Source organism: Chloroflexota bacterium (genome assembly GCA_014360825.1).
In the GTDB taxonomy this organism is placed as follows: Bacteria; Chloroflexota; Anaerolineae; order UBA2200; family JACIWT01; genus JACIWT01.
This window is the reverse complement of sequence record JACIWT010000001.1, coordinates 1-25,608: the sequence shown is the minus strand read 5'-3', so window position 1 is coordinate 25,608 and position 25,608 is coordinate 1. Positions and strand designations below refer to the sequence as shown.

At 55.4% G+C, this 25,608-nt stretch carries 26 protein-coding genes and 1 tRNA gene; 7 read left to right on the top strand and 20 right to left on the bottom strand.

Annotated features, from left to right (window positions below; translation table 11 throughout):
* From H5T64_00135 to H5T64_00100, 8 genes are all read right to left on the bottom strand, one after another.
* Window positions 1-1,677: a peptide ABC transporter substrate-binding protein gene (locus H5T64_00135; protein ID MBC7262747.1), complete on the bottom strand. Its 1,677-nt coding sequence runs from the start codon at window positions 1,675-1,677 to the stop codon at window positions 1-3.
* A 17-nt stretch (window positions 1,678-1,694) separates the two neighbouring features.
* Window positions 1,695-1,916, bottom strand: a complete 222-nt coding sequence (gene secG, locus H5T64_00130; GenBank protein MBC7262746.1) for a preprotein translocase subunit SecG — start codon at window positions 1,914-1,916, stop codon at window positions 1,695-1,697.
* Between the two features lie 185 nt (window positions 1,917-2,101).
* Window positions 2,102-2,839 (bottom strand): ZIP family metal transporter, encoded by a 738-nt coding sequence (locus H5T64_00125; protein ID MBC7262745.1) that lies wholly within the window; start codon window positions 2,837-2,839, stop codon window positions 2,102-2,104.
* A gap of 127 nt (window positions 2,840-2,966) precedes the next feature.
* Complete coding sequence (locus tag H5T64_00120; protein ID MBC7262744.1) at window positions 2,967-3,110, bottom strand: hypothetical protein; 144 nt, start codon at window positions 3,108-3,110, stop codon at window positions 2,967-2,969.
* A gap of 86 nt (window positions 3,111-3,196) precedes the next feature.
* A complete protein-coding gene (locus tag H5T64_00115) occupies window positions 3,197-4,351 on the bottom strand; it encodes a glycosyltransferase family 9 protein (protein MBC7262743.1) in 1,155 nt (384 codons plus the stop codon).
* Window positions 4,348-5,586 carry a glycosyltransferase gene (locus tag H5T64_00110; GenBank protein MBC7262742.1) on the bottom strand — a complete coding sequence of 413 codons (1,239 nt, stop codon included), beginning with the start codon at window positions 5,584-5,586 and terminating at the stop codon, window positions 4,348-4,350. The genes H5T64_00115 and H5T64_00110 overlap by 4 nt, the downstream gene beginning before the upstream one ends.
* Before the next feature lie 28 nt (window positions 5,587-5,614).
* Window positions 5,615-6,721: a glycosyltransferase family 4 protein gene (locus tag H5T64_00105; protein MBC7262741.1), complete on the bottom strand. Its 1,107-nt coding sequence runs from the start codon at window positions 6,719-6,721 to the stop codon at window positions 5,615-5,617.
* Between the two features lie 132 nt (window positions 6,722-6,853).
* Window positions 6,854-7,324, bottom strand: coding sequence for a methylated-DNA--[protein]-cysteine S-methyltransferase (locus tag H5T64_00100; protein ID MBC7262740.1), 471 nt, complete (start codon window positions 7,322-7,324; stop codon window positions 6,854-6,856).
* A 365-nt stretch (window positions 7,325-7,689) separates the two neighbouring features.
* On the opposite strand from H5T64_00100, the gene H5T64_00095 reads away from it, so the two are divergent.
* Together H5T64_00095 and H5T64_00090 are read left to right on the top strand one after the other, a co-directional pair.
* Window positions 7,690-8,364: a response regulator transcription factor gene (locus tag H5T64_00095; protein ID MBC7262739.1), complete on the top strand. Its 675-nt coding sequence runs from the start codon at window positions 7,690-7,692 to the stop codon at window positions 8,362-8,364.
* Between the two features lie 6 nt (window positions 8,365-8,370).
* Entirely contained in the window at window positions 8,371-9,813 is a 1,443-nt protein-coding gene (locus H5T64_00090; GenBank protein MBC7262738.1) for a HAMP domain-containing protein, read from the top strand.
* 53 nt (window positions 9,814-9,866) lie between these two features.
* Here H5T64_00090 and H5T64_00085 read toward each other — a convergent pair whose 3' ends face one another.
* Window positions 9,867-10,307, bottom strand: a complete 441-nt coding sequence (locus H5T64_00085) for a MaoC family dehydratase N-terminal domain-containing protein (GenBank protein ID MBC7262737.1) — start codon at window positions 10,305-10,307, stop codon at window positions 9,867-9,869.
* A 68-nt stretch (window positions 10,308-10,375) separates the two neighbouring features.
* Between H5T64_00085 and H5T64_00080 the strand changes: the two genes are divergently transcribed.
* From H5T64_00080 to H5T64_00060, 5 genes are all read left to right on the top strand, one after another.
* Window positions 10,376-11,131, top strand: a complete 756-nt coding sequence (locus H5T64_00080) for a hypothetical protein (GenBank protein ID MBC7262736.1) — start codon at window positions 10,376-10,378, stop codon at window positions 11,129-11,131.
* Window positions 11,128-12,441 (top strand): hypothetical protein, encoded by a 1,314-nt coding sequence (locus tag H5T64_00075; GenBank protein ID MBC7262735.1) that lies wholly within the window; start codon window positions 11,128-11,130, stop codon window positions 12,439-12,441. The genes H5T64_00080 and H5T64_00075 overlap by 4 nt, the downstream gene beginning before the upstream one ends.
* Window positions 12,442-12,450: 9 nt before the next feature.
* Window positions 12,451-12,522 (top strand) — tRNA-Gly (locus H5T64_00070).
* Window positions 12,523-12,658: 136 nt separating this feature from the next.
* Window positions 12,659-12,934, top strand: coding sequence for a DUF4258 domain-containing protein (locus H5T64_00065; GenBank protein MBC7262734.1), 276 nt, complete (start codon window positions 12,659-12,661; stop codon window positions 12,932-12,934).
* A gap of 18 nt (window positions 12,935-12,952) precedes the next feature.
* Entirely contained in the window at window positions 12,953-13,192 is a 240-nt protein-coding gene (locus H5T64_00060) for a YgiT-type zinc finger protein (protein ID MBC7262733.1), read from the top strand.
* A gap of 274 nt (window positions 13,193-13,466) precedes the next feature.
* Here the strand turns inward: H5T64_00060 and H5T64_00055 are convergent, their stop codons facing one another.
* The 11 genes from H5T64_00055 to H5T64_00005 all read right to left on the bottom strand — a co-directional run.
* On the bottom strand, window positions 13,467-13,994 hold the full coding sequence (locus tag H5T64_00055; protein MBC7262732.1) for a hypothetical protein: 528 nt from the start codon (window positions 13,992-13,994) through the stop codon (window positions 13,467-13,469).
* A 589-nt stretch (window positions 13,995-14,583) separates the two neighbouring features.
* The gene (locus H5T64_00050) at window positions 14,584-15,333 is read right to left on the bottom strand and encodes a phosphate ABC transporter ATP-binding protein (protein ID MBC7262731.1); all 750 of its coding nucleotides are present in this window, start codon (window positions 15,331-15,333) and stop codon (window positions 14,584-14,586) included.
* Between the two features lie 14 nt (window positions 15,334-15,347).
* Complete coding sequence (locus H5T64_00045; GenBank protein MBC7262730.1) at window positions 15,348-16,229, bottom strand: ABC transporter permease subunit; 882 nt, start codon at window positions 16,227-16,229, stop codon at window positions 15,348-15,350.
* A complete protein-coding gene (gene pstC / locus H5T64_00040; GenBank protein ID MBC7262729.1) occupies window positions 16,216-17,175 on the bottom strand; it encodes a phosphate ABC transporter permease subunit PstC in 960 nt (319 codons plus the stop codon). Before pstC ends, H5T64_00045 begins: the two co-directional genes overlap by 14 nt.
* On the bottom strand, window positions 17,172-18,146 hold the full coding sequence (locus tag H5T64_00035; GenBank protein ID MBC7262728.1) for a PstS family phosphate ABC transporter substrate-binding protein: 975 nt from the start codon (window positions 18,144-18,146) through the stop codon (window positions 17,172-17,174). The genes pstC and H5T64_00035 overlap by 4 nt, the downstream gene beginning before the upstream one ends.
* Window positions 18,147-18,304: 158 nt before the next feature.
* On the bottom strand, window positions 18,305-18,724 hold the full coding sequence (locus H5T64_00030; GenBank protein MBC7262727.1) for an Rrf2 family transcriptional regulator: 420 nt from the start codon (window positions 18,722-18,724) through the stop codon (window positions 18,305-18,307).
* An 80-nt stretch (window positions 18,725-18,804) separates the two neighbouring features.
* Entirely contained in the window at window positions 18,805-21,612 is a 2,808-nt protein-coding gene (locus tag H5T64_00025) for a glycosyltransferase family 39 protein (GenBank protein MBC7262726.1), read from the bottom strand.
* A gap of 14 nt (window positions 21,613-21,626) precedes the next feature.
* The gene (locus H5T64_00020) at window positions 21,627-23,714 is read right to left on the bottom strand and encodes a glycosyltransferase family 39 protein (protein ID MBC7262725.1); all 2,088 of its coding nucleotides are present in this window, start codon (window positions 23,712-23,714) and stop codon (window positions 21,627-21,629) included.
* A gap of 534 nt (window positions 23,715-24,248) precedes the next feature.
* Window positions 24,249-24,791 (bottom strand): transposase, encoded by a 543-nt coding sequence (locus H5T64_00015; protein ID MBC7262724.1) that lies wholly within the window; start codon window positions 24,789-24,791, stop codon window positions 24,249-24,251.
* A 14-nt stretch (window positions 24,792-24,805) separates the two neighbouring features.
* Window positions 24,806-25,252, bottom strand: coding sequence for a transposase (locus H5T64_00010; GenBank protein ID MBC7262723.1), 447 nt, complete (start codon window positions 25,250-25,252; stop codon window positions 24,806-24,808).
* 98 nt (window positions 25,253-25,350) lie between these two features.
* On the bottom strand, window positions 25,351-25,608 hold a 258-nt coding region (locus H5T64_00005; GenBank protein ID MBC7262722.1), incomplete at its 5' end, for a transposase.

The window sequence follows — 25,608 nt, the reverse complement described above, 5'->3', positions numbered from 1 at the left end:
TCATTCTTTACTTGGTTTGTCAAATTCCCACCAACGCGACTCGCTGAGGATGACGCGCTTTGTTAGCATATACCAATCTGTCACCGTGCGAAAGCGGTCGCTGGCCTCGATCATTGGCCCAACTTGGACTCCGAATACCGTCTTACTGATCGCGTAGTTGTAAACGGGGTAGTAAAGCAGGAGCGATGGCACATCCTCGGCGAAATATCGCTGGAATTCTTTATACAATTCCGCCCGGCGACTTCGATCGGCAATGACCCGCGCTTCTTCCATCACCAAGTTGGCAGCATCATTGTTGTAGCCAGAAAAGTTCTGCCCATCTTCTCCAATCTGCGAAACGTGCCACTGGGGATAAGGGTCTGGGTCGGGTGGAAAGCTCTGCCAGGCATAGAGAAGTGCATCGAACTGGCGTGGTACTAGAAAGTCCCGCACTACTCCTGCAACGCCAGCCGTCTGCGGGATTGCCTTCACCCCCACTTGACCCCACTGGCGGGCCAATTCCTCGATAATGCGGACGCGGGTTGGATCGTCATTAGTAAGCAATGCAAATTCGAGCCGTATTCCCTCTTTTTCTCTCACCCCGTCGCCATCCATATCCAGCCAACCAGCCTCATTTAGCAAAGCCTCGGCCTTAGCGGGATCGTAAGTGTATTTGAGGATATTTGGGTCATAGGCCCACGAGGAAGGCATGATGGGGCTATGTGCTACGATACCTTGTCCGTTTAGCAGACGATCCACGATGCCTTGGCGGTCCGTAGCCCACAGCAGAGCCTGGCGCACTCTTGCATCCCGGAAGAAAGGTCGGTCCAGATTCAAGAAAACCAATGTATAACCAGAGAGCGGCGCAGTATAGAGAGTCAGTGTCTCATCACGGCGCACTTCTTCTAATTGCTCTGGTAGCACGCGACAGATGCCGTGCACCTCACCGCGCTGATAGGCTTGGACTACTGAGGGATAATCTGGATAGAAGCGGAACTCGATCTTGTCAAGTAAAGGGCGCTGGTCATAGTAGTGGGTGTTGGCTTCCAGGAGAGCATGCTCGGCACTGATCTCGGCCAATTCGAAGGGGCCGGTGCCGATGGGCTGGGCATTGAACTGACTATCGGGCAATAGTTTCGCAGGCACATCGGCTAGTAGGTGAGCTGGTAGAATGCCAATAGTGGTGTAGTCTAAGAAGGGAGCAAATGGTTCCTGAAGGGTGAAGCGGACGGTATGGGCGTCCGGCGCTTCTACTTTCACGCTACGCCAGAGGTCTGCTAATGCGGGTAGACCCTGAAAGTCGGGGTCCTGAATGGCATGAATGGTGAAAAGCACGTCATCGGCGGTAAAGGGTACACCATCGTGCCAACGTACTCCATCGCGCAGGTGAAAAGTGTAAACCAAGTTGTCGTCAGAGATCTGCCAATCGGTGGCCAGATCGGGGACGATTTCGCCCCGCTCATTTGCCGTCGTCAGTCCGCCGAAGATCAAGGCCACTAAGTCGCGATCAACGGTGTTGTAGTAGCAGAGGAGGGGATTGATATAACGCGGGTTTCCCGCCACACCCTCGATATACGTTCCCCCGAAATCGGGAACGATCACCATCGTACGGCTGTAGGCAGTATGTGCTAATAGGCCCAATATGACGCCAAGGGCCACCAGAGCCACAAGTACTTGCCAGCGCGTGCGCTCCAACAAGACAGCCCCCGACAGGGTTATCTCTGCAGAATAACGTTAAGCAAGGAAAATGCAAAGAAAACTACAATCAGACCGACGGTGATATTGAAAAGCACCTTCTCTGCACCCCGGCGCTTGGTGAACACTACGCCTTCGCCACCGAACATGCGTTGCAGGCTCCCGCCTTTCGCCTGCAATATGATCAAAGCGATCAAAGCGATGGACAGAATGATCTGAACAATGTTGAGATAGATGGTCAATGCAACCCCTCACGCTGAATTTATTTGCTTGAGGCAGGACAACTCCTGCCTTTTGCCAGTCACAGATTATAACAGTCACAGATTATAATGTGTTATTTTGTTTTTCGCCAAGTGGTGGAAACTGCGCGGTCATCCCAGAAGAGCTAGCCTCTCCCAGATGCCGCGATTCTGGGCTATGCGATGCTTCAACCAAAAAGGTTATCTAGCAGCATCATCACTGCGAAACCAAGGATGACCCCAAAAGTGCCCTCACGCTCAAAGCCTCGGCGGTGAGTTTCGGGAATGATCTCATCGCTGACCACGAAAAGCATAGCCCCGCCGGCAAATGCCAAACCCAGGGGCAATACCGATTGCGCTGCACTCACCGCCGCTGCGCCGAGAAGGCCAGCGATTGGTTCGGCCATACCGGTGAGGGCAGCATATCCAAATGCGCGTAGACGAGAGTAGCCCTCACGGGCCAGGGGCAATGCTACAGCCAGGCCCTCGGGCATGTTTTGCAAGGCGATAGCGATAGCGAGCACGACTGCTCTGGAGAGATTGCCGCTGCCGAAGCCGACGCCAACCGCTAGACCTTCGGGAAAATTGTGCAGCGTAATAGCCAGCACGAGCAACCAGATGCGGCGCAGCGAAGATGAGGGACCCTCAGGACCGGCGATGAAATGCGCGTGCGGAACCAGCCGGTCCATCAGGGATAAAAAGGCTGCCCCCAGAAGCAAGCCGCAGATGGTGATCCACACACCGCCCTGTTGGATAGCAGGGACGAGCAAACTAAATGCGGTAGCAGCCAACATCACCCCTGCGGCGAAACCAAGCATGGCATCAAGGACCCGCTCAGACACATTGCGCGTGAAGAGCACTGGTAATGCCCCTGCGCCCGTAGCCAGGCCAGTGCCAAGAGTTGCCAGGAATCCACAGAGGACGATGTTCGATGCTGTGGGCAAGTTGGCTATCGGTAATAGTGGCAAGTTCAGGGTCGCCTATTCAACTTTGATTCTGGTGGTCTTTTTCTCCGGCTTCTTTTCCGTTCGCTCGATGGCTGCATCAATTAAACTACGGAACGCGAGGAGTGATTCGCGCGTTGCGCAGATGTTCCCAGAACGCCTCGGGCATGATGCGCGTTGTTTCCAGCCTGGATCGCATGCCTCTCATCCCTTCCACCAGCCAATTCTCAAGAGAGAATTCTTTCTCTGCCATTAGAACACTCACCTCCCCTTACGTTCTCAGGCTGCATCTCATATTCTACTGAAACACAGTAGAATGCAAAACTTGGGTGAAAAGTCTTAACCTAATATTCTTTGCGCCGCATTCAGTACAGATTCCGTGGTGATCTCCTGCACACAAGGGTGGGCAGCAAGTTCCTGGGGAGAATAATCCAAGCGATTGCAGGGTATACAATCCCGCTCTGAGCGTACAACGATGTGCCTGGCTGGGTCGCCCCATGGACCGAAGGTGTTGGTATCCACTGGCCCATAGAGGTGCACGGTGGGCACGCCAACAGCCACGGCTAAGTGCAGCGGCCCACTATCAGGTCCGATGACCAAGGCACAGCGCTCGAAAAGGGCTGCCAGTTGCCCGATGGTCGTTTCTCCGGCAGCAACAATGGCGGGCGCCATCATGCGCGCGGCTACGGACCAGGCCAGACTCAGTTCATCCCGCCCGCCGGTGATGACCACTTGTGCTTTGAATCCGCGGACTAAAGCATCGGCCACAACCGCATATTTCGCCGGGTCCCACAGTTTGACCGGCGCACCTGCACCCGGGTGGATTGCTACAAGAATGGCATCACGCTCTACACCTCGTGCAACCAGATATTGGCTGACGGATTCTCGGTCCTCATTGGTGGGCGTGTATTCCAATGGATAAAAGCGTGGATCTATTGGCTTTGCCAACGGCCTGCCGCACAAGGCCTCGACCAAGTGCAGGTTTTGTTCTACCTCGTGGCGGCCGCAAATATAGGGCACTGCCTCCGTTAGGAAGGGTCTACACTCGGGGACGTCGTAGCCTAAGCGGAAGGGGATGCCCGCTAACCAGACCAGCATCGCTCCCCACCAGTGATCGAAGCGGAAGATAACCGCCGAGTCATACGTTCCTCGGCGCAACTCGTTTGCCTCACGCCACAATTGCCGGTAAGGAGCAAGTATCCCACCCTTGGCTCTACGTGTGAAAGCAGGGAACTCGCAGGTCGAGATAGCATTGAGGTGAGGATTGTGCGCTACCACAGGAGTAGCCCAAGGGCCTACAAGAGCGGTAATGTGGGCTCCCGGATAAACAATGCGTAGGATGCGTAAGGCGGGTGTAAGGAACAGTAAATCACCGAGGTGATCAGGGCGAATAATCAAGATGCGATGACCCAATCGCTGTGAGCGTGGACGGGGCCATTTTGCCACTGCACGTAGTAGGGCCAGGCGCACCCGCTGACGCGTTGTCTGGCTCATGGATCACCTTCGTACACTTGTTCCAGGCGTGGAACCAACCTTCGCCAGTCGTAATGTTCAGCGACGAAAAAAGCGGCGGCTTGCCCCAACTCGGCTCGACGTGGCCCGTTGGCCAGGAGGGCTAACACTGCATCAGCGAAGTCACGCGGTGTGTCTGCCAATAGGGCTTCGTAGCCATTTTGGAGGTACACACCTTCGCAGCCAAGGGTGGTCGAGACAATGGCTTTGCCCATTGCCATCGCCTCCAGTACTTTGAGCCGGGTGCCACCCCCTGTGCGCATTGGGACGACGTAGACTGCTGCTGCGGCGATATAAGGCCGTACATCTTCCACATAACCAGTAACCACCACCTCAGGTCGTTCACGGAGGACATCGAGGCGGGCGTGAGGATTCTTGCCAACGATGTAGAAACGTGCCTGTGGCGCGCGCTCGCGGATGAGCGGCAAAACTTCGTTTGCAAACCAGAGCACCGCATCCACATTGGGCCGGAAGTCCATTTTACCAGTGAAAACCAAGGCCTCAGGACCTAAGGCAGCGGGCACGATATCCGGAGCCTGGTAGTAAGCGATGTCCACGCCGTTGGGAAGTACCAGAGGCTTGAGCCCGGGGACGAGCCGGGCCAGTGCTTGGGCATCGGCATCTGAGACGGCCACCACTGCATCAACGCGATGGCAGAAATCACCTTCATAGCGGCGTAATTTGAGCCACTGAACAGTGGAATAAAGCGCGCCTGGCCAGCGCCACGCAGTGTGCCAATCGATCTTGGCAATGCGATGTTGTAGTAGGTATTCAGCATTATGTGCATCGAAGACGAGCAAGGGGCGGTGGTTTTGTCTTCGGGCCAGTGCCTGATAACCGTACGGAGCCATTTCCAATCCTTCCACTTGGAGCACGTCGAAGTCGTGAGTCGATAGCATCATGGCAAGGCGCTCAGAGAACAGGGGCGAGGCCAGGCGATGGGCGATGTCGGGCCAAGGAGTCGCCAACAAAGAGAGCCGCTGCCATATCGTGCGCTTAGGGGCAGGCACAGACTCCAGTGTACAGCACAGGCTATGTAATGGTGCCGCGGCTTTCAAGGCCGCCGGGGATGAGACAAATGAGAGAAGGTGAATCTCATGTCGCTGGGCTACGTTGGCGATAATGTTGTAGTTGCGAATGGCTGTGCCTTGTTCTGGAGGATAAGGCAATTGGGGAGTGAGGAAAAGGATCCGCTTGCGTGTGTCATCGCCATTCATCTCATCGCCTTTACTGCACTAGTATTTGTCATCCTGTAACTCGACGATAGACCTCGAGCGTCTGGAGAGCTGCCCGTTTCCAGGAGAAAACTCTAGCCCGACGCAAACCTTTCTCTCGCAGTTGAGCACGCAGGTCTGCCTCGCTAAGGACACGCCAGATTGCAACCGTCCATCCTTCCACATCCTCAGGGGCGACAAACAGTCCCGCATCACCCACTACTTCTGGCAGCGAGGAGACATTCGATACAATTACCGGTGTGCCACAGGCCATGGCCTCAAGGGGGGTCAAACCAAAACCCTCATAGAAAGCCGGATGTACTAACACGCGGGCAGCATTGTAAAGCCAGAGCAGTTCCTCCGCAGTGACATGACCTAGGAAAAGCACATCGTCTCTAAGCCCTAGTTCCGCTACCAAATCGAGTACATCCTGGAAAAGCCAGCCGGTTGCCCCAGCCAATACTAGTTTCACCGAAGGCCGATAATCACGTAGCAGACGATGGTAAGCCCGCAGTAAAGTAGATACATTTTTGCGAGGCTCAATGGTGCTTACGAAGAGGATAAAATCGCCACCAATTCGGTAGCGACGCCCCACCCACTGCACCAATTCAGCGTTTGAGATGGGGCGAAAAATGGGGTTGGCGGCCTCGTAAACCACCACGATTTTATCGGCAGGCACACCTAAGAGCCGCATCACATCGCGCTTGGTGCTTTCGGACACGGCAATGATGGCATCCGTATGGCGCACGGCTTGGTCAATCTGTCCATAATAGCGTGCACTTTCGCGAGTGAGAAATTGTGGATAGAGCAAGAAGGCGAGATCATGAATGGTGATCACCGAGCGATAGTTGCGGCGAAAGGGAGGGATAAAGTCGGGGCTATGGAGCACGTCCATTTTGCCTGTGGCCAATTCCAGTGGCAAAGTGATCTGTTCGAAGCGATGATGGGATGGGGTCCAAAGCGGGCGATGTTGGAAATTAGGTTGATTTACGATAGGCTCATGATCTTTCCGGCTCTGCCAAATGATGAATTCATCCTCGGTATTCACTTTGGCCAGTGCCTCCACCAAGCGGAGAATGTATTGGCCAATGCCTGCCTTATGATAATACACCAAACGGGCATCTATCCCGATACGCATGGGTCCATCCTTAGATGTCACACCCACTGAGCCGTCTTGTTGATAAAAATACCCCCATCTCTCGCGCGAAATGGGGGCAACAATGACCCCTTTTGCCAAGTATGTGGCTGGCTATACGTCTCATCTAGTGGCTCAACGAGACAGAGTAATTGCCCCCTCAAGCATTAGCAGGCGTGCCTTCATCCCCAGGCCGCCACCGAAGCCTGTCAATCGGCCCCCTGCTCCTACTACGCGATGACACGGCACAATTACCGGCCACGGGTTGGCAGCCAGTGCCTGGCCTACGGCTCGTGCCCAGCCCAGGTTGCCTAATTGCCGCGCTATCCACCCGTAACTGCGCGTCTCGCCCCGGGGAATCGTCCGCGTGATGGCCCATACCCGGCGTTGGAATGCCGTGCCTGCATTCGCGAGGGGGTAATGTTCGAAATCCACAGGGAGACCTTCAAAGTACCGCTGCAGATCTTCTTTCAACCCAGCCAGAAATAACGGCTCTGAAGCGTGCTCTGGGCCTCGATACTGGTCGAGAGATGTTTCTGCTTTGGCGCGTGTCGGCGCAGGGAGGCTCAAAGCCAGAATAGAATCTTCGGAGACGGCGATGCTCACCCAGCCGAAAGAGGTGCGACAACATGTGATCAGGCTTTTCACTATTCTCGTATCCTATGGTCGTTGTACACACATTATATATCGCTCCTTTGGACGTTGTCAATTCGCCGTATTGCCTCACTGGATGAGGTGTTTTCTTGCGTCGATCTGGTTCATAAGATATACTTCCCGGTAGGCCAAATCGGCCATAGCTGGTGCTTCCTCCTGGTCGATAGTTTTCCATAACAATTTTACCGGAGAAGCACCAGCTTTTCCCAAAATGGCACTCATCACTTGGTAACGATCTGTTGGCGCAGTACGGTTTTTGGCTGTTGGCGTAGCAGAGATTGCTAAAGTATAATGTTCGAGGACTGGCTAAAGACCTTATGACTACCGTTCTGATTGTGGATGATGAAAAGAACATCGTGGAACTGGCGAGGCTCTATTTAAGCAAAGAGGGCTTTCAAGTGTATGGCGCACGGAATGGAGCCGATGCTCTGAAGCTGGTTCGCGAGCAAAAGCCGGACCTCATTGTGCTGGACATCATGTTACCCCAGATAGACGGCTGGGAAGTATGCCGGCAGTTGCGACGAGAGGGTAACTTTGTACCCATTATTATGCTGACTGCGAAAAGCGATGATGTAGATAAGGTGGTGGGTCTAGAACTGGGGGCTGACGATTACATCACCAAGCCCTTCAACCCACGGGAGTTGGTAGCGCGGGTGAAGGCTGTCTTGCGCCGTGCCCAGATGCCTCATCGTCCGCACCTCACCATTGACCTCGGCCAATTGCGCATTGATCGTGATCGACGGGAAGTAACCGTCAAGGGTCAACCCATCCGTCTGCGCAGCAAGGAATTCGACTTGCTCACAACCCTCGCCGAAAACCCGGGCCGTGTTTTCACCCGTGACCAACTCCTCGATCAAGTTTGGGGGTACGACTATTTCGGCGGCACGCGCACGGTAGACGTGCACGTGGCACGATTACGAGAAAGACTGGCTGGCAGCGAAGTGCATATCGAAACAGTATGGGGTGTTGGTTATAAATTGGTTATTAGGTAGAAAGCAATGTTTAAGACTCTACGGAATCGGCTCATTTTTTCTTACACGTTGATCATCCTCCTTTGCCTTTCGTTGGCTGGGTTCTCTGCACTGATCCTCATCCGGCACTACCAGCGAGAACTGGCTCTCGTTCAGCGGCGGGCTGTGGCAAGCACTGTGTCTCAGCGGCTGGCCTTCTACGCCACCCAATTACACTCTGCTGAACTCTTCGATAGGGTGCAGGAAGAGGCGGTCTCGCTGGGGGTACGGTTGCTCGTAGTCTCAGCGGAAGGAATCGTATTACGCGATACTGAAAAAGAAGGGAGTCTCGAGGGCGCACAGATCCGAATACCCATACAAAAGATCTTGGATGACCGACAGCGTCCGCTGATTCTACCTTACACAGCAAAGAATGGGCAGGACTTCTTTTTGGTCATCGCGCCCATCCGATTGTTCCCTCAGTCGGACGACCAGACTCCTCCGACTTCTCAGGCGCGCTTTGTAATGCTGGCCGTTCCGGTACGCGACATACAGCCACCATGGCGCGAGTTGGCAACGCCGTTGATTGCATCGGGCGCGATTGCGTTGGTGGTCTCCACCATCGTGGCGTTTTTCCTGTCCAACTCCATAACCCGCCCACTGGCAGCGATAACGCGTGCCACAGAGGCAATGGCGCGTGGCGACTATCAGCAGTCTATCTCTGTGGCAGGCGAGGACGAGATAGCACGTTTAGCGACCGGTTTTAACCGCATGGCTCGCGCGGTGGAGCAAGCCCGTCAATCTCAGCGAGACTTCTTGGCCAATGTATCGCATGATCTCAGAACGCCTCTCACCTCCATTCGTGGGTTCGCGCAGGCTATTCTGGATGGGCAAGTCAGCGACACCGAAGGGTACATTCATGCTGCAGCGATCATCCAGGAAGAAGCTGGGCGTATGTCCGATCTAGTCGAGGAACTGCTAGACCTGGCGCGACTGGAGGCAGGCAATGTGAAGATGGCCAGGGAGCGGCTTGACCTGACTGCTCTCGTACGTAGCAGCATCGAGGCGCGGACTCCACAGGCCGTGGCAGCTGGAGTGACCCTGCGAGCCGAGGGAACAGGCGTGCCCGCTGTAATAGGCGACGAGAGTCGGCTGAAGCAGGTCTTCGATAATTTGCTGGACAACGCTATCAAATACACCCCATCGGGAGGCACGGTAACAGTCAGTATTCGCCAGGATGGGAAGTGGGTGGCCGTTGCGGTTGCCGATACGGGCCGGGGTATTCCGAGAGAAGATCTACCTCGTATTTTCGAGCGATTCTATCGTGCTGATAAGTCTCGAGGCGAGACCGTGGGCGCAGGGCTAGGACTGGCCATTGTTAAGGAAATCGTGTCCGCGCATGGGGGCCGCATAACGGTGGAGAGCGAAGAAGGGCAGGGATCGGTTTTTACTGTGTTCTTGCCGCCAGCCGATAAGCCGCTACCCAAGTGAAGGGCAAGTTGTTTTTCAACTTTGATTGTTTCCTCGATGTATGGGGGGCGGCATTACTTGCTAAGCCTGCTTTTCACCAGCACCGTCCACTCTCCTTCCTGTACCACCTCGTCGCGCTGGTTCACAAGTGAGACTTTCAGCACCACTACCCCACCGCCCAGTCGGCCCAAAGCCTTGGTACGAGCGACCTCGCCACGCAGATGGATGGTGTCGCCAATAAAAATGGGGCCCTTGAATTTCCAGTCCAAGCCCAGAAATGCCTGAGCAGTGTTCTCAATGAAACCTAACCGAGCAGCCAGACCCGTGGCCACCGACAATCCCAGAATGCCATGGGCGATTGGCTTGCCGAACATGCTCGTCTTGGCGAATTCGACATCGGTGTGGATGGGATTGTAGTCGCCCGAGATGCCTGCAAAGTTCACCACATCTGTCTCGGTGATGGTACGCGAAGGACTGACCATATAATCACCGATGTGGAAGTCTTCGAAATACATGTCCCGACTGATCACCGTGCGCATATCTCTGCCCATGTTGACCTCCTAAACTGTAGGACTTTGCGTCTGTGCTTATTCTCTTTTGGGACCCCATTATAGCGCAGATTTGCTTGGTACTGGCAAGTTACAACAGCGCTGCGGGCATCTTCCCGACTTTGTGCTCATTCCCCTTTCGTGTTAGAATCCCATTTGTATTCATCATGGACATGCTAATCAGCCTTTTGGTGATGGTGTTTAACCTGCCTGTCGAGGAGATCTTATCAGCCTTGTTCCTCAGCGCCGGGCTGCTGATCCTACTCTCTCCATACCGTTGGTCATTGCTTGTCCTCGCCACGCAATACCTCCTCTTGACTTCATTGCTCTATAGGCTGACGCCACCCCTTGCGCTCACGAAGGGCCTGGGCGGATTTGCCGTCTGCATTCTTATACTGCTATCCAAGCGGCAACCGCCAATCCCAGTGACGCCGCGCGTTGCTATTGCCCGATGGTTAGTCCGCCTGTTAGTGGCTTTGTTTGCCCTTCTCGGCGCGTACGGTCTGTGGCAGAGCCACCCGCTACCTATGTTGTCACCCGTCATCCAACCGGCTGTGTATCTTCTGATCCTATCCGGCCTGCTGTTGGTGGCGAGCAGCCGTGATGCTCTCCCTGCCGCGTTGGGTTTGCTCTCCCTGGCAAATGGGCTGGAGGTCGCCTACACGTCGCTGCACAGTAGCCTGCTGGTCGGAGGCGCGCTGAATGCTATGCACATTTTGCTGGGGCTGGCGGTTGCTCACTTGGTATCTGTGGAGGCCGTGGCGCAATCGGAGTTGGAGAGCCAGCCATGAGTGATCTGGTGCTCGGACTTGGTGTACTCCTTGCCACGGCTATCCTCGCCTACCTGCTACACCGCATACCCTGGGCAGCGGCACTACTTTCCGCGATCGCGCTGGTCGCGTGTTTCATCCTTAGCGCGAGAGTGAGCGATGAGAATATGGCTCTCTATGGGCTGCAATTGAGTGTAAATACATTGTCGCGAGCATTCCTGCTCATCCTGTTTGGTGCTGCTGCATTTCTCGCTCTGGGCGCGGGACACGACCAGCACATCGCCTACCACGGGGTTTTGCTGGCAACAGTTGCTGTTCTGGCGGGTTCCATCCTCGTGCAAGACATTCGGCTAGCGGTCATCCTTCTGGGCGTGGCCACGGCAGTTAGCATGCTGATGGTGCAGCGCGGAGGACGCAGAGCAGGACTGGCTGGAGTGTACTCCCTGCTTCCCGTGCCCCCGGGGGTGATCGCATTGCTGGCGGCATTCTGGGCTGCAGAGGTCTTCGCGCTGAACCCTGACCAACTGAAGTTACCCCGGATTTCGACGATGGCTGCTTACGTTGGTCTGGCCTGCTTGTTGGGAGTCTCGCCCCTGGGAACCGGGTTGCTTTCGCTGGCCGACGTCACCTCGCCTGGTGCTATCACCGGATTTCTGCTCACCCGGGACATCGGGATGATTTACCTATTTCTCCGTATCCTCGCTTTATCCTCTTTGTCGCTGGAGGAGGCAAATGCACTGATCTGGATGGGGGGATTACTGCTCAGTGCGGTGAGCCTCCTGGCTTCAGTGGTCCGGCAGCCAGGTCGACTGGTGGGGCTTTCCGGCATCACCGACCTAGGCGTTGTGCTCCTCTGCCTGGCGGCGGGCACGGCGGAGGGCGCGACACTGGCATTCTTTCATCTCATCGTACGCTCAGCGGCGATGGCGCTCATAGAAGCAGGGCGGGGTCTCGTCGGCCATAAAAAATACACAACAATCGCCAAGATGGGGTTGTTGGTCGGAGGGCTGACGGCGGGCGGCCTCCCTTTGACAGCAGGGTTCGTGGCCCGGCGGTTTATCTACAATCGCCTCGCTGGGGGCGAAAAGATCTGGCTGGGGATGCTACTGATTGCCTCAGCGGTCACCTGTCTAGCCTGGCTATGGATTGTCTTCGTCGGCCTGGAGGGGGAGGGGCAAGGAGAAGTACCGGCGCGTTCCACAATGGTGATGGCTGGGGCAGTCATCGCGCTGGTCGGGCTGATCGCCTTGTTGAGCTTGCAGCCGAAGATCCTGCTCAAGCCGCTGGCCGGGGCGGTTGAAACTTTGACAATTGCCGCATTCGCGCTATAATAAAAATAAGCGGGTGTAACTCAGGGGTAGAGTAGCTGCTTCCCAAGCAGAATGCCGTGGGTTCAAATCCCATCACCCGCTCTTTAATTGTTGTGCTGCCTGCCGCTGCCGGCCTCGTTCAGCGAGGCAGGTCGCTGGCTAAATGCAGTAGGGCCCGTCAGCGTTCGCCAGTTTGGTCAGTGGTTGCCAAACCTGATAGCATTAACGGAGAGCATCCTTGGGCATCAGACAAATTCAGGCATTGGTTCGCAATGGCCTGTATTATCTCACTGAGCACGCTGACGACGAAGCCATGGCTGATGGCTTTGACATCTATGATGTAGAGCATGGGATCCTAACCGGCAAGATTAGAAAAACATGGCCACAGGAAGGCAAATACGAGCTGGTGGGATCGGCACTGGATGGGCGACGGATTGGAGTTGTATGTCGCATAACCAAGGCAGGGAAGGTTCGCATCATCACGATTTACGAAGACCAGCCCATGCCGCAATGAGGGTAGGAAGAGGTAAGCATGAGTTTTTGGGAAGGCGAAACGTGCGAGTGTTGCGGCGGAGAAATTGTTGAAAAGCGCGTGACTCTGCATCGTAAAGTCAAAGGAAACTATGTGCTCATTGAGGGCGTCCCCGCAGGCGTATGCACACAGTGTGGCATGCGCTACTTTGCAGCCAACGTGCTCAAGACCATTGAAGAGAGTATTCGCGGCCGTCGAAAGGCACAACGAGAAATCCTTGTGCCCGTGTATTCACTATGACTGAGGGCTTGCAGCCAGTCAGGTGTTCGAATCACCTCGATGATAGTTTCATGATATTGGCCTGCTTCACCCGGTAGTAGTGAGCCGGTCAGCATAAGATTCTCAAGAGCAGACATGTAGCTCCGCTGGACTTGACGTCAGGCGAGGCTTTGTTCTACCAGTGCAAAAATATCGAGGAGGTGTAGGCTCACGCTGGTATACCGCCATACGGCGGCCAATCCACAGCTTCACAGCAACTGGCGACGCGGCGAGGACTGATCTGACCAGTTTTGATTCACGGCGATTGTTGTGGTGTCGTGAATTGCCACCGCTCCGACGGTTCTCCTGCAGCGTAATCCGTCATTGCCTGCACGTCCCATGAATAAGTGGAGCCAGGCATAAGTGACCTTTCGGGCATTTCAGGTACAGGTGTCCATGTGAGTGCGAATTCCGTGTCACTCACCGGAAAGCCGAATCCCCCTACTCCACTGAGATGAACCCACACCAGGTATTCCGTAGCCCCCTCAACTGGCTCCCACCGCAAGGTCACTGGCAGCGACGAGAGCGTGATCCCATTAGCGGGTGACAGCAGTCGCGGTGCAGCTGGGATTATGCCTGTAGAAGTAGTAGTAAAGGACCAAGCATCTGAGTAGTCGGAAACCAGTTCATCGCAGGACAAACGTACTCGCCAGTAATAGGTTGTCCCGGGGTTCAAGTTGGTGAGCTCAAATTGCACCCTCTCTCCGTTACCCTTGTAGTGCTCTTGAGAAAGACGCATACTGTGATATGGGTCTATGTTGGCGAAATCGGGGTCTGTTGCCACTTCTATTTTCCATATCGATTCGTTCGGTATGCCAGTGCTCTCCCACTTAAAGACTGGGAGCAAGGTGTTTACGACGCTGTCGTTAGCGGGAGCAAGTAGTTGGGGCTTCCTTGAACAAGGGTCTGCTAGAGGCGTCAGGGTGGGGGATATGGTCGGTGTACAAGTAGTCGTTGGGATGGATGTTGCTGTGGGAACAAGTGTTAGAGTAAAAGTAGGACGAGCGGTATGAATGGGGACCGGCGTATCTGTTAGAGCAAGTGTAGGCGAAGGCTGTGGCGCCGGAGCGGCGCCACAGGCAGTAACTAGCGACAGTGCCAATAGCAGACAGCACAAATGAAATCGCGCGTTCATTGTTCACCTCCGTAAACCAGAGAGGATTTTCTATCTTCTCCGCTAATCGCACCGCAAGCGAAAAGACCACCGGCCTGCAGATGAATGCTCACTTCTCCCCATGCAAATTATAACATAACAAGTATCAAAAGCGAATCAATCGGAGGTGTGGAGAAAACGCCAGCGTGTCTTATATCTCCTGAGTAGCGCTGGCACCCCTCCAGCGTCATGCGGGCAGGCTAAGCAACACTCGCTACACCTACTGCCCAGCCACATACGCCTGCGTGCGGGGCTGGCGCGGGGCGTTGAATACTTGCGTCGCTGGGCCATGTTCCACCAGTTCGCCTAGCCAAAGGAAGGCAGCGTAATCGGCCAGCCGCCGCGCTTGGCGCAAGATGTGGGTTACGATGACGATGGTGTACTGCTGCTTCAGTTCCAACAACCGGTCTTCGATATAGCGAGCCGAGATGGGATCGAGCGAGGACGTGGATTCGTCGCAGAGCAACACCTCTGGTTCCACCGCCAACCCGCGGGCCAGACACAGTCGTTGCTGCTGTCCTTGCGATAGCGCCCGCGCTGGGGCGTGCAGCCGGTCCTTCACCTCGTCCCACAACCCAGCCAGTCGCAGGTAGTGCTCCACTAAGTCATCGAGTTCCTGTCCCCTGGCCAAACCGTGTAGGCGCGGGCCATAGGCCACATTGTCATAGATAGACATGGGCAGCGGAAAAGGGCGTTGTGCCAATAACCCCACCCGGCGGCGAACATCAATCTCATCTACACCGGGTGCGTAGATATCGGCCCCATCGAGGAACACTCGACCACGAACCCTCACCCCCGGCTGTACTTCTACCAACCGGTTGAGTGACTTCAGCAGGGTGGACTTGCCACAACCCGATGGTCCAATGATAGTTGTGATCTGCTGACGCGGAATAACGAATGATACCCCTTGCAAGGCAGTGAACCCCGGGTATTCAACCCACAGATCCTCGACCTGAATGTGGATATCCATCTCCCAAACCCCTTTTATCGCACTACGTAGCGGCTCAAACGAGCGCTTAATGCCCGACCGAGCACGCCGGTAGTCAATACAATGATGGTCAGTACAAGCGCTGCGGCGTAAGCCCGGGCCTGAGTGGCCGGGAACGGTGTCGCCAGTTGGAAAAACACCGCCAGGGGCAACGAGGCTACCGGCTCAAGCAGCCCGCCCGGCAGGCGGTCCGTGTAGCCTGCCGTAAACAGCACTGCCGCCGCATCACCAATACCCCGCCCGAAAGCCAGCAGGAGAGCGGTTGGCACGCTAGGTGCTGCCTGGCGAAGGAGCACTTGCGCATACTCCAGCGGCGTCGCCCCTAGGGCCAAGGTACCGGTATAGAGTTCCTCAGGGGCGAGACGCAGCACCTCATCCAGACTGCGGGCAAGGATGGGCAATTCCACTAGTGTTAAGGCGATAATGCCACCTAAGAGTGAGGCTCGCAAGCCCACAGCCAGCATGAGCGCGAAGCCGAAAATACCATATACGATGGAGGGTATGCCCCACAGGATGTCTAGTGACAATCTCGTGACCACTGCTAACCGGTTTATAAAACCGTTTCGGCGGGCATAGACATTAAGGAACAGGACCAGGGGCAGGCTCAGCAAAAAGGCTGTGAACGTTGCCCCTACTGCAAGCCACCAAGAACCCAGTATCGCGTTGCAGATACCGCCACCCCCACCTAGGTAATAGCCGGCTGTGGGCGGCTGCGTGAGCATCTCCCAGTTTAGTTCGCGCGCCCCGCGCCAGGCGATCACTCCCACAATCAGTCCAAGTATGCCCACGATCAATGCCAATGCCACCCGCATCAAAAAGTACATCAAGCGGCCTTCTCGATAGCGCTGCCGAAGGCGTGAGCGTTCATTGGCTGACATCGTCAGTACCTCCTACCCTCCGCAAAACGAGGCGTGCGCCAAAGTTGAAGGAAAACACGATCAGGAAAAGGATCAACGCGGCGGTCATCAGTGCTGCATCATACAATGGGATGGACATCATTTCGCCGAAATTGTTGGCGATCAGGGCGGGCAAGGTATAAGCTGCGTCGAAGGGTGAGCGCGGCAGTTGTACTACATTGCCGACTACCATCAACACCGCCAGCGTCTCGCCGAAAGCCCGCGCGAAGCCCAATACCACTGCAGCGATGATCCCACTGCGCGCTTGTCTCAGAAGGACGTGTTTCACCACTTCCCATTGCGTTGCCCCTAATGCCAGGGTTGCCTCGCGCAAACCCTGGGGCACAGCACGTAGAACCTCCTCGCTCAGCGCTAGGATGAAGGGGATTACCATTACCGCCAACACCAATCCACCACTAAGCACGCTGTAGCCAGTGGGGTTGTCTGTTCTGGTAAATGCCGCCAGTTGGCGCACCACGGGGACGATGACCAATATCCCCCAGAGGCCATAGACTACCGATGGAATGCCGGCCAGCAGTTCAATAAGTGGCTTAAGCGAGGTCCTGGTCCGTGGGTGTGCGTATTCGGCCAGATAGATGGCGCCGAGCAGGGCCACTGGCACGGCAACTGCGAGGGCGATCGCTGTCACCCATAGGCTGCCTGCAATGAAAGGGGCAAAGCCAAAAGCGCCGGAGAGGGGGCGCCACTCGGTGCCGATTAGAAGTCGTGGCAGAGGGATAGCGCTCACGAGAGTCCAGGAGCGCACAAGCAAGGCCCCCAAGAGCGCGGGAACCAGGATCACGATCAAAGTGGACAGGCTGGTGAACAGTATCCCTGTCACCCACGAGATGACGTGGCGAGCGCGGTATTGTATGAATGTTCCTCTGCTCGCGCCTCGGTTCGGAGCAAGGTTCCCGGTGGAATTCATGGCAGACGCCCCAATTCAGTTTGCAGTACTGTCTCGGGTAGGCTGACGTAGCCCACCTCGTCCACAAATGCTTGTCCATCCGTCAACACCCAGCGGATGAAATCTGCCTCAACGGGATCTGGGGAACCTTTCGTTACCAGGTAAAGCGCGCGAGCCGGCGGTGAGGGGTAGCGCCCAGCAGCGATAGCAGCCACAATGTCGGTTTTGGTAGCATAGAAGGATTCATCTGGATCGAGTTGATAGTTGCCGTTTAGGTCAAGTGGCACCACCTGAAGCCCAGAAACCGCTACCCCAGTCGTCAGGTCGTAAGCGAAGCCAATGTTGTTGTAGCCGATGCCTAGTGGATCTCGACGCACTGCTTCGGCTACACCGGGGTCGCCATTTACAGCAATCCCGTGCAAATCTTCCTGTGCCTCCACACCCAGATACTTGGCAACCATCTCGGCCGCGCCGCAAGAATCCGCGCGGGTGTAAACGTTGACCCGCTCAGTATGACCAGTGCCCAGAAGTGCACCCCAAGTAATGGGTTCCGGGTTAAGAAAGAGCCGCGCCAACTGCTCTTTCGTCAGGCCGTGCGCTGATAGCAAGTCCAACACGGGGTTCTGTGCGTTGACCACAAAGACCACGGCATCCTTGCAGACGGCGAAGGGCACTGCGCCCTGCTCTACTTCCACTTCTTTGATGCTCCGCGAGATCATGGCTATGTCCACAGCCCCGGCCAGCACATCGGTCATACCCTTGCCTGCACCACCAGCCTGTACGTCGAACTGGATGCCTGGATGGCGGGCTTTGTACTCTTCACTCCAGCGCACGACCATGGGGTAGAGAGCATACGCGCCAGAAATGGAGATAGGTTTACCTGTATTCTCGGTGGTAGAGCCTGTAATCTGCTGCTTTTCCCTACAACCCACCGCTGAAGTCAAAGCCAGTACGATGGACAATAAAGCATAGAACAACGTACATCGTCGCATCGCAATGTCTTCCTCCGGGTCTGAAATTGGGCTAACTCCTAATTCCCTGCGTATAAAGGGGTATTTGGCTTCGGAAACGGCACTGGGAGCCTCGGCTACACGCCTTCTGGCTCCCAGTAGTGCGTAATCGTTTTGTAAGTTCGGGTTTTGACGCGGATCTAACGTTTCGGCGCTCTCTCACATACCTCGGCGAAAGTAGTGTTATCTAAAACTTCCGCGATCGCATTCCGTGTTTCCTGCCACACCCATTTGAGGCCACAGATGCCTTCCCGGGGACAGAACTCGTAGGCGCTTACGCTCACGCAACCAATCGGTGCGAGAGGTCCATCCATGGCCCGAATGACCTCGCCGACCGTAATAGCCTCCGCTGGACGAGCCAAATAATATCCGCCGTTGGCCCCGCGTTTGCTGCGCACGACACCTGCGCGCTGCAAAGTGAGCAGGATGGATTCCAGATACTTGAGAGGGATATCCTGGCGCTGGGCGATGTCGCGGATTTTCACCGGGCGTTGACTCCCCCGGAGGGCGATTTCCATGACCGCCCGCGCTGCGTATTCACCCCGGGTCGAGAGTTTCATCCTCTGCAAACCACTTGTTTATAATTTCTATTATCTTAATAGAAATTGTAGCATACGTGGCCTGACTTGTCAAATGGGGTTCATGGGGGCCCAACCACTTCGATGGTCCCTAGGGGAACACGCCCATCCACGCGCTCGATGCCATCGAGAACGACTTTCAGCCGTTCTAACACCTTGGATTTGGGGTCATAAAGCCCGACATAAAGCGAATACACCCCTGGTGGAATCTGCTCACCAATCGTAAGGTGGTGCTCATCCACAATGACTTCGCCGCGCCGCCAACTGTCTGTGGGTCGGGTCCAGTTCACCGGCACACCATCGGATTGACTTACGATGACCTCGTGCGCACTGACCAGATGCACGAAAACATGATAACTTCTGTCAAATGTTTCTACGGCTCGCCAGTAGAGTGTGAGTGTCAGGGGACCCGGCGTGAGGCGACTGGCGGAGAGGTTGTAGCCTTCTAGTCGAGCCGCTCCTCCCACCAGTGCATTCGTCTCGTGCACCATCGGTGGGGTTTCGGTGACAAAGGGCCAGCTCTCGACGCGAACTCGGCCCAAGGTGACAAAGTTTGTTGGCCAAGGCCCAGCACCAACGACGCCCAGGGCTTCGCCGACCGCCACATCGAACACCTGCAGACACAAGTCATAATCACCGCTCGGTATCTCTCTCGGGAGGCGGAATTTCAGCCTTCCCCACGCGCGATCTCCCTGCTGCCAAAGAAATGTGGGAAAGTCAATGGCCGATAGTGTGGTTTCCATTTCCCCCCAGCGCTGACCCCACTGCCCAGCCAGCCAAACCCTCAGGCGATAATCGCTCTGCAATGTTCGTGTCGCTCGCCAGTGGAGTTCCACAGGCAGCGCATAGCCCGGTCGTGTTGGCGACTGAGGTAGGCGATAGGCTATTAGTTCCAGATCGGGGACGAAACGAACCCGCGTTGGCGTCCCCATTTCCTTGGCATAGAATTTCGTTGGATCAGTGCAGCGTGCCACACGTATCGTACCGAGAAGCAGAGCAGCGTCTCTTTCCTGATCACCTTTGCCGGTCAGGACGAAAGTATGCCCTGTTTTCTCATCAGCGATGCGCACTTGCACGCCGTATTCAATGGGTGGCAAATCGGGTGGTAGCCTGAACTCTACTTCCTGGACCATGAACTGTCCTTTTGGCCAGGCGCGTGTCGGTAAGAATTTGAAAATAGGGCCATCCCATCCCGCCCATTCCTGCCCTTGAGGATCAATGAGGCGGAACTGGAGGTGGTAATCAGGCTGGTTATCGGGTCCTGCCAACCAGTACAAATGGAAAGATATCTTTTCTCCCGCCAACGATGGACTCGTCGGCAGGCTGACTGCTGCCAACTGCAGGCCAGTCTCCCATTCTCTGTAGATTGGCACTGCATCATCCGGGGGGGTGGAAACCGCGGGGTATCGCGGCCCATAGACTGCTACACCCATCGGTAGCCACATGAACGGGAAAACCACCTGGTCGTATTTCAGGAGGTTGGCGTCGGCCCAATTGGGCAGCAAATCTGGGGGAAAGGCCGCCCGGGGCGGTGGCCAGTAGAGAAACCACGTGCGGCGATGGGTCTCTGCAGCCTCTTGGAACTCCATTAGGGCAGTATTTTGGTCATTCTGGGTGTATTCTGGGATGACAGTCCACGGGGCAGCGCCTTCATAGTAGTAATCGAACACAAAGCCGATGATGGCATCATGTAGTATCACGATATCATCCGCCCGGGCATTTTCCGTTATGTAAGCCGCTGCGGAGCGGATATCATCTTTCACAAACCGAATGTCGGTGAACTGGGTATTCAGCCAGATGATCATACCTGCGGTTACCCACAGGGCAGCCATAGCGAACAGGAATTTCTGTCGCTCCCAGAGAAGAGCCAGGCCCTGCCCCATCAGCAGTAGGAAAGCCGGCAGCACGATGATCAGGTGGCGAGGGCCGGTATAAAGGGGCTTGAATAAAGTGATGACGAAAAAGATGAGCACCGGGACGAGAAAATAGGCCAGCAAAAACAGTGAGGGTCTCCATTGCCTATCTCGCACCCAAAATGCGCCCAAGATCGCGAGCGCCAAGAAAGGCAGAATTGCCCACCAGGGATGTACCAGCGTCTCTGAGAGACCCAGACTGAACGCGCTGATGAGTTCCTGAAAAATGCGATCCAGCGGGCGAAAAGCCACGCCGTATTCACTAACGTGCTGAGTTCTCCAGACAGCGTATTGCACTAGGGGGATGGTAGGCAGGCTGGCAAGGATGCCTACAGCCAGTAGCCAACGTCTCCGTGACCGCAGTACACTGTCCACAATGAGCACCACGCCTTCAAAAGCGAGGACTAAGAAGCCCGTGTAATGGGTGTAGAGCATTGTCACCCCTGCCAGTACCCAAGCACCGACCCACATAACCCGCTGGGAACGTGACGCAAGGTGATCTCTCATGCGCAACAAAGCGTATACTGAGATTAGACTCAGCGCAATGAGCAGGGAATAGGTACGCGCATCCTGGCTGTACCAGACATGGAATGGTGAGAGTGCACCTAAGAACGCTGTTGCTAGGCCGGCTTGCTTAGAGAAAAGCCGTTGCCCTAACAAGAATAGCAATGGCACCATCAGTACGCCAGCCATTACGCCTAACATGCGCAGGGCAAAGACTGATTCACCTGCTCCTGCTCTCAGAAAATGCAACAGCAGGAAATAAAACGGCGGGGTCGTGTCCTTGGTGACTACACCGCGCACCACGATCTCGTTGCTCAAGATGCCTGGTAAATCCAATCGAGCGCGATAAAGACTTAATCCTTCGTCGGTCCAGAGCGGTTGAGCCTCCAAGCGGTAAACGCGCACGCCGAAGGCGATGAGTATGAGGGCTGCCAATAGCAGCCGGATGGGCATCGCGTGGCAAGACATCATTGCACCGTTACTTGAACTGGCAGCACAACCTCTTCTATGCTTTCAAATGCTCCACCGGACACTGATAGCCGAGTACCTGTTGTCCGGTCATATAATCCTACCACCAGGGAATATTTCCCTGGCTTCAATGGCGCTGTCAGCGAACGCTCGTCCACCACTGTTTCCCCAGCATCCCACCAGGAAGTGGGATAATTGCCGTCCTGCGGCTCACCATCGGCCTGGGCCACGATTTTGCCCTTCTGGTCGCACAGATGCACGAATACCGTGTGATCTGCTGAGGGCATCCGTAACGCTTGCCAGTACAAAGCTAAGGAGACACGACTACCGGGCTTGCTTGGCTGCTGATCTATCCTATATCCAAGCAAAGCGATCTCCTCCCCAAACTGGGCAACTAAGGGGTTGGGTATAGTGACAGTTTTCTCCGTTGGAGAACGTACCTTGATCTGACCCACAAAGGGATCATCGGTTGGCGTCCCATCCGCCAAGTAAATGGGTAATCGCTCTTGGGTCTGATGGTTAAACAGCCCTACGGCCACGCGGTAAAGGCTGGGCGCGGGTGCTCGAGGGGGGATAGGGACACGCAGAGTATCGCAAAAGGCGTCGCCAAGTTGCCATTGGCTCGTAGGATAGGAACCAAGCCCAGGATATGTATAACGGTCGGCCACGATCTCATCGCCATGCCCCACTATTTGCACGAATACGCTGTAATCCTTTGTGGTCTCCCCTAATGCGCGCCAGCAAAGGGTGACCCACGCGTTCTCACCTGCTACCACTCGTTCAGGCGAAATGCGGAAATCCCAAAGTGCAGCCAAATCCCCGTAGTAGCGCAAAGGGATCTCTGAAGGCGCTACTTGCTGTGGGCGAGCGTAGGTGGGTCGGATCACGGCAACTGGCGCGGCCAGTGCGAATACGAACACCGCAGCCAGCGGTAGGAGCAGAATTCGTTCCCACTTTGCGGGCACCAAACGCCGCCAGCCTAATACAAGCAGGACCGAGATAGCGGGAGCGGCAGGGAAGAGCAAGCGCCCGTGTGGAGCCGTAACCCATCGCATCCATAGTAACAACGCAGCCAGCATTACTCCTACCCAAAGCGTCAGGAGGCATATCACACGAGACCCAGAGGCAGGCAGGGGTTTTACAGCGTAGATTATCAAACCGACGAAAGCCGCAAGTCCGAATGTGGCAATGGCGCTATAAACCCGAGAAGGGAACTGCACATTACCCCAGCCAAAAGCAGCGAAGTAGGACCTTCCAACGGCGGGCAGTTGCGCCCAGAGACGGGATAGCGGTGCAGGCGTCGTCCGGACCCAATCCATAGCGAAGTGTGTGTCCCAACCCAAGGGATTACCATAGAGCAGCCAATTGCGCACATACCACCAGCCTGCAATGAGGGAAACGAGTACTAGGAGGACCGCACCCATAAGAATGAGCGGTCGAGATGAGTGAAAGTGATCTTTGGCTGCCAGTAATGTCAATATGGCCAAGGGTATCAAGCCCAGAGCACTTATCTTAGCAAGACAGGCTAGACCTACTGCCACGCCTAAGGCAATGATCCACCGCCATGAGGGTCCCGAGCGTATTAGATGGGCCATGGTCCATAAGGCCAAGCCACAGGTAGCTGCTGCTGTCGCATCGTTGTTCACTGATGCACTGATAAAGAGAAACTGCGGGGTGCAAGATAGCAATAGCGGCGGTGCGAGCACCAGCCACCGATCTCCGTGAAACACCTCGCGAGAGAGAAGATACGTCGTGAACACTGCTACCATGCCCATGAGAAGCGATACCCAGCGTGAGAGATATAGTGCGAGGTACGTATGCTCGGGCGGCCATTCTTGGGTCGTGTGCAACACCACATTCTTGTTGTCGTACTCCGTACCATACGCCTCGGGCCAGTAGTGTGGATTGAGACGCACTATAGCGGGGAAGTTGTTGGCATCCACCCAGGTGGTTACTATGCCGGCGAGGACATAATAGAGGGGTGGCTGGCTGCCCTCTTGCCGGCTAGGGCTTGTCAGCGCTTCCTTCCCCTGTGGAGGTAGGCCACGTCCCTCGGCCAGATGGCGCACGTAAGCAAAGTGCTGCATCTCATCGGGGCTCTCGAAGGGCGGGTTAGCAAAGCTGTAGGCTATCCCTAGCACGAGAAAACCCAACAATAGAACGCTTACAAATCTACTGGCTCGATCACACATATCCGAATTGCTCTCTCGTTCTCGCCCGAGTAACAGCAAAACGCCCTTTTCGGGAGATCCTAACAGAGTGTTGTCATACTAACACAAACTCGCAATTTTCGTCAAAGACCTCGCATCTCATACAGTACAAATTCAGGATGCTTGGATTAGACAAACACTACTGTAAGGTACTGGATGCATCCAGTTGTGTGTCGAAGTTGCCGCCGACAAAGTTGACTTTTCAAAACCGTCGTTAAAGAGAGTGTTGAAAAAGTGGGTTATTGAGAGCTAACTCTCTAGCGGAGAGGAAAAATTGACAGGTTACAAACCTATCACAGGCTTGTGAGAACCTCTTAGAAAGCCAAGCCTAGTGCTGATCAGGCCATTTTCCATCCTCTAACCGCCTTTCGCTCTACCCTCTTCCTCTCTCAGACGCACTCCTCCCTCGGTCTAGACCACTACTTTGGCCCGGCCTCGGAATGAGACTCCAGTGAGCAACTTCACCAACCGCTTGAGATTCAATACGATGGCCGTCAGAATGCTCTGAATGGCGTAGCGGACCAGGCCAAGGTAGCGGCACCTCCCCATCCCGTGATATCTCTTGCCCTCACCAAACTTGCGCTCGATCTTGTACCTCTCTTTCAAACCGGCCTGATATGGCTCACTAACTTCCTTTTCCAGCCACACCCTCTTGTTGAGGTCTTTCTTCCGAGTCCGATAACTGTTCAGCCGAATAGCGGAATGCAAACCGTTTTCAGCCAGGAAAACGTGATTCTCTGAGTCGTCGTAGCCCCGATCTGCAGCGTAAGTCTCTACCGGTAGTCCTAATGCCAGGTCGGCTTCGACCAGGCGAGGAAGGTAGTGCCCATCGTAATCATGACCTGTGGAGCAACAAAGGCTGGTGATGATCTCTGCCTGGGCGTTGAAACTGACATGCTGCTTGTACCCGTAAAAGTATTGTGGCTGTTTTCGGACTCCCCTCTCCCCTCGCACTTTTTTGCTTCCCTTCACCCCCAACTGGCGTGGTTGTCCCGAGGGGGTTTGCCTTCCTTCTGCCTATGTTCCTCCTTCTCCACGTTCACATCAGCGATGGAATGGGTGCTATCTACAACCTGGATGGAGCCGAAGGCCACGCCCCGTTCCTGGGCTAGGCGGACGATCTCTTGGAGCAGGCTCTGGTAGGCAGCCAGTTTGCCATTCTCCAGGATGCGATTCTTGAAAGCGGTCAGAGTGCTGTGATCAGGGGCCTTCTCGTCTACCCCCAGGCCCAAGAAATACTTTACCGGCAGGTAGAAGTTAGCCAGGTCTTCTGTATCACGCTCAGAGATATTGTACAAGTAGGAGACGAGCAGCATTTTTAAGACCACGACCGGGTCATAGGGCGGACGCCCCTCCTGGGCGCGGCCTCTGTAATATTGAACTAGTTTCGCGGTGAATTGCTCCCAAGGGACCACGTGATTCAGTTTGACCAGGAAGTGGTCCTCAGGTAGGTCAAGTCAGGTTTTTCCTGTAAAATAGGCGACGTAGGTACGCTATGATCAGTACAGCCCTCCTATGTGTTGTACAATGGCAATCCGAGTTCGCGGCGCAGGAGATGCAGTTGTTGCTGCTCCAACTCGGTCATGCTCACCCGTCGCCAACGCTGACTTGCCTGCCACAAGGCCGAGAAGACCAGTTTCAGGCACGCTTTCTCGGTGAAGAAATGTGGGATCACCCTGGTGCGCCGACGGCTCTCCTGAAAAGCGCGCTCCAGCAGGTTGGTGGTGCGGATCGCTTTGTGGTGTGCCAGCGGGCAACGCAGGTAGGCCAG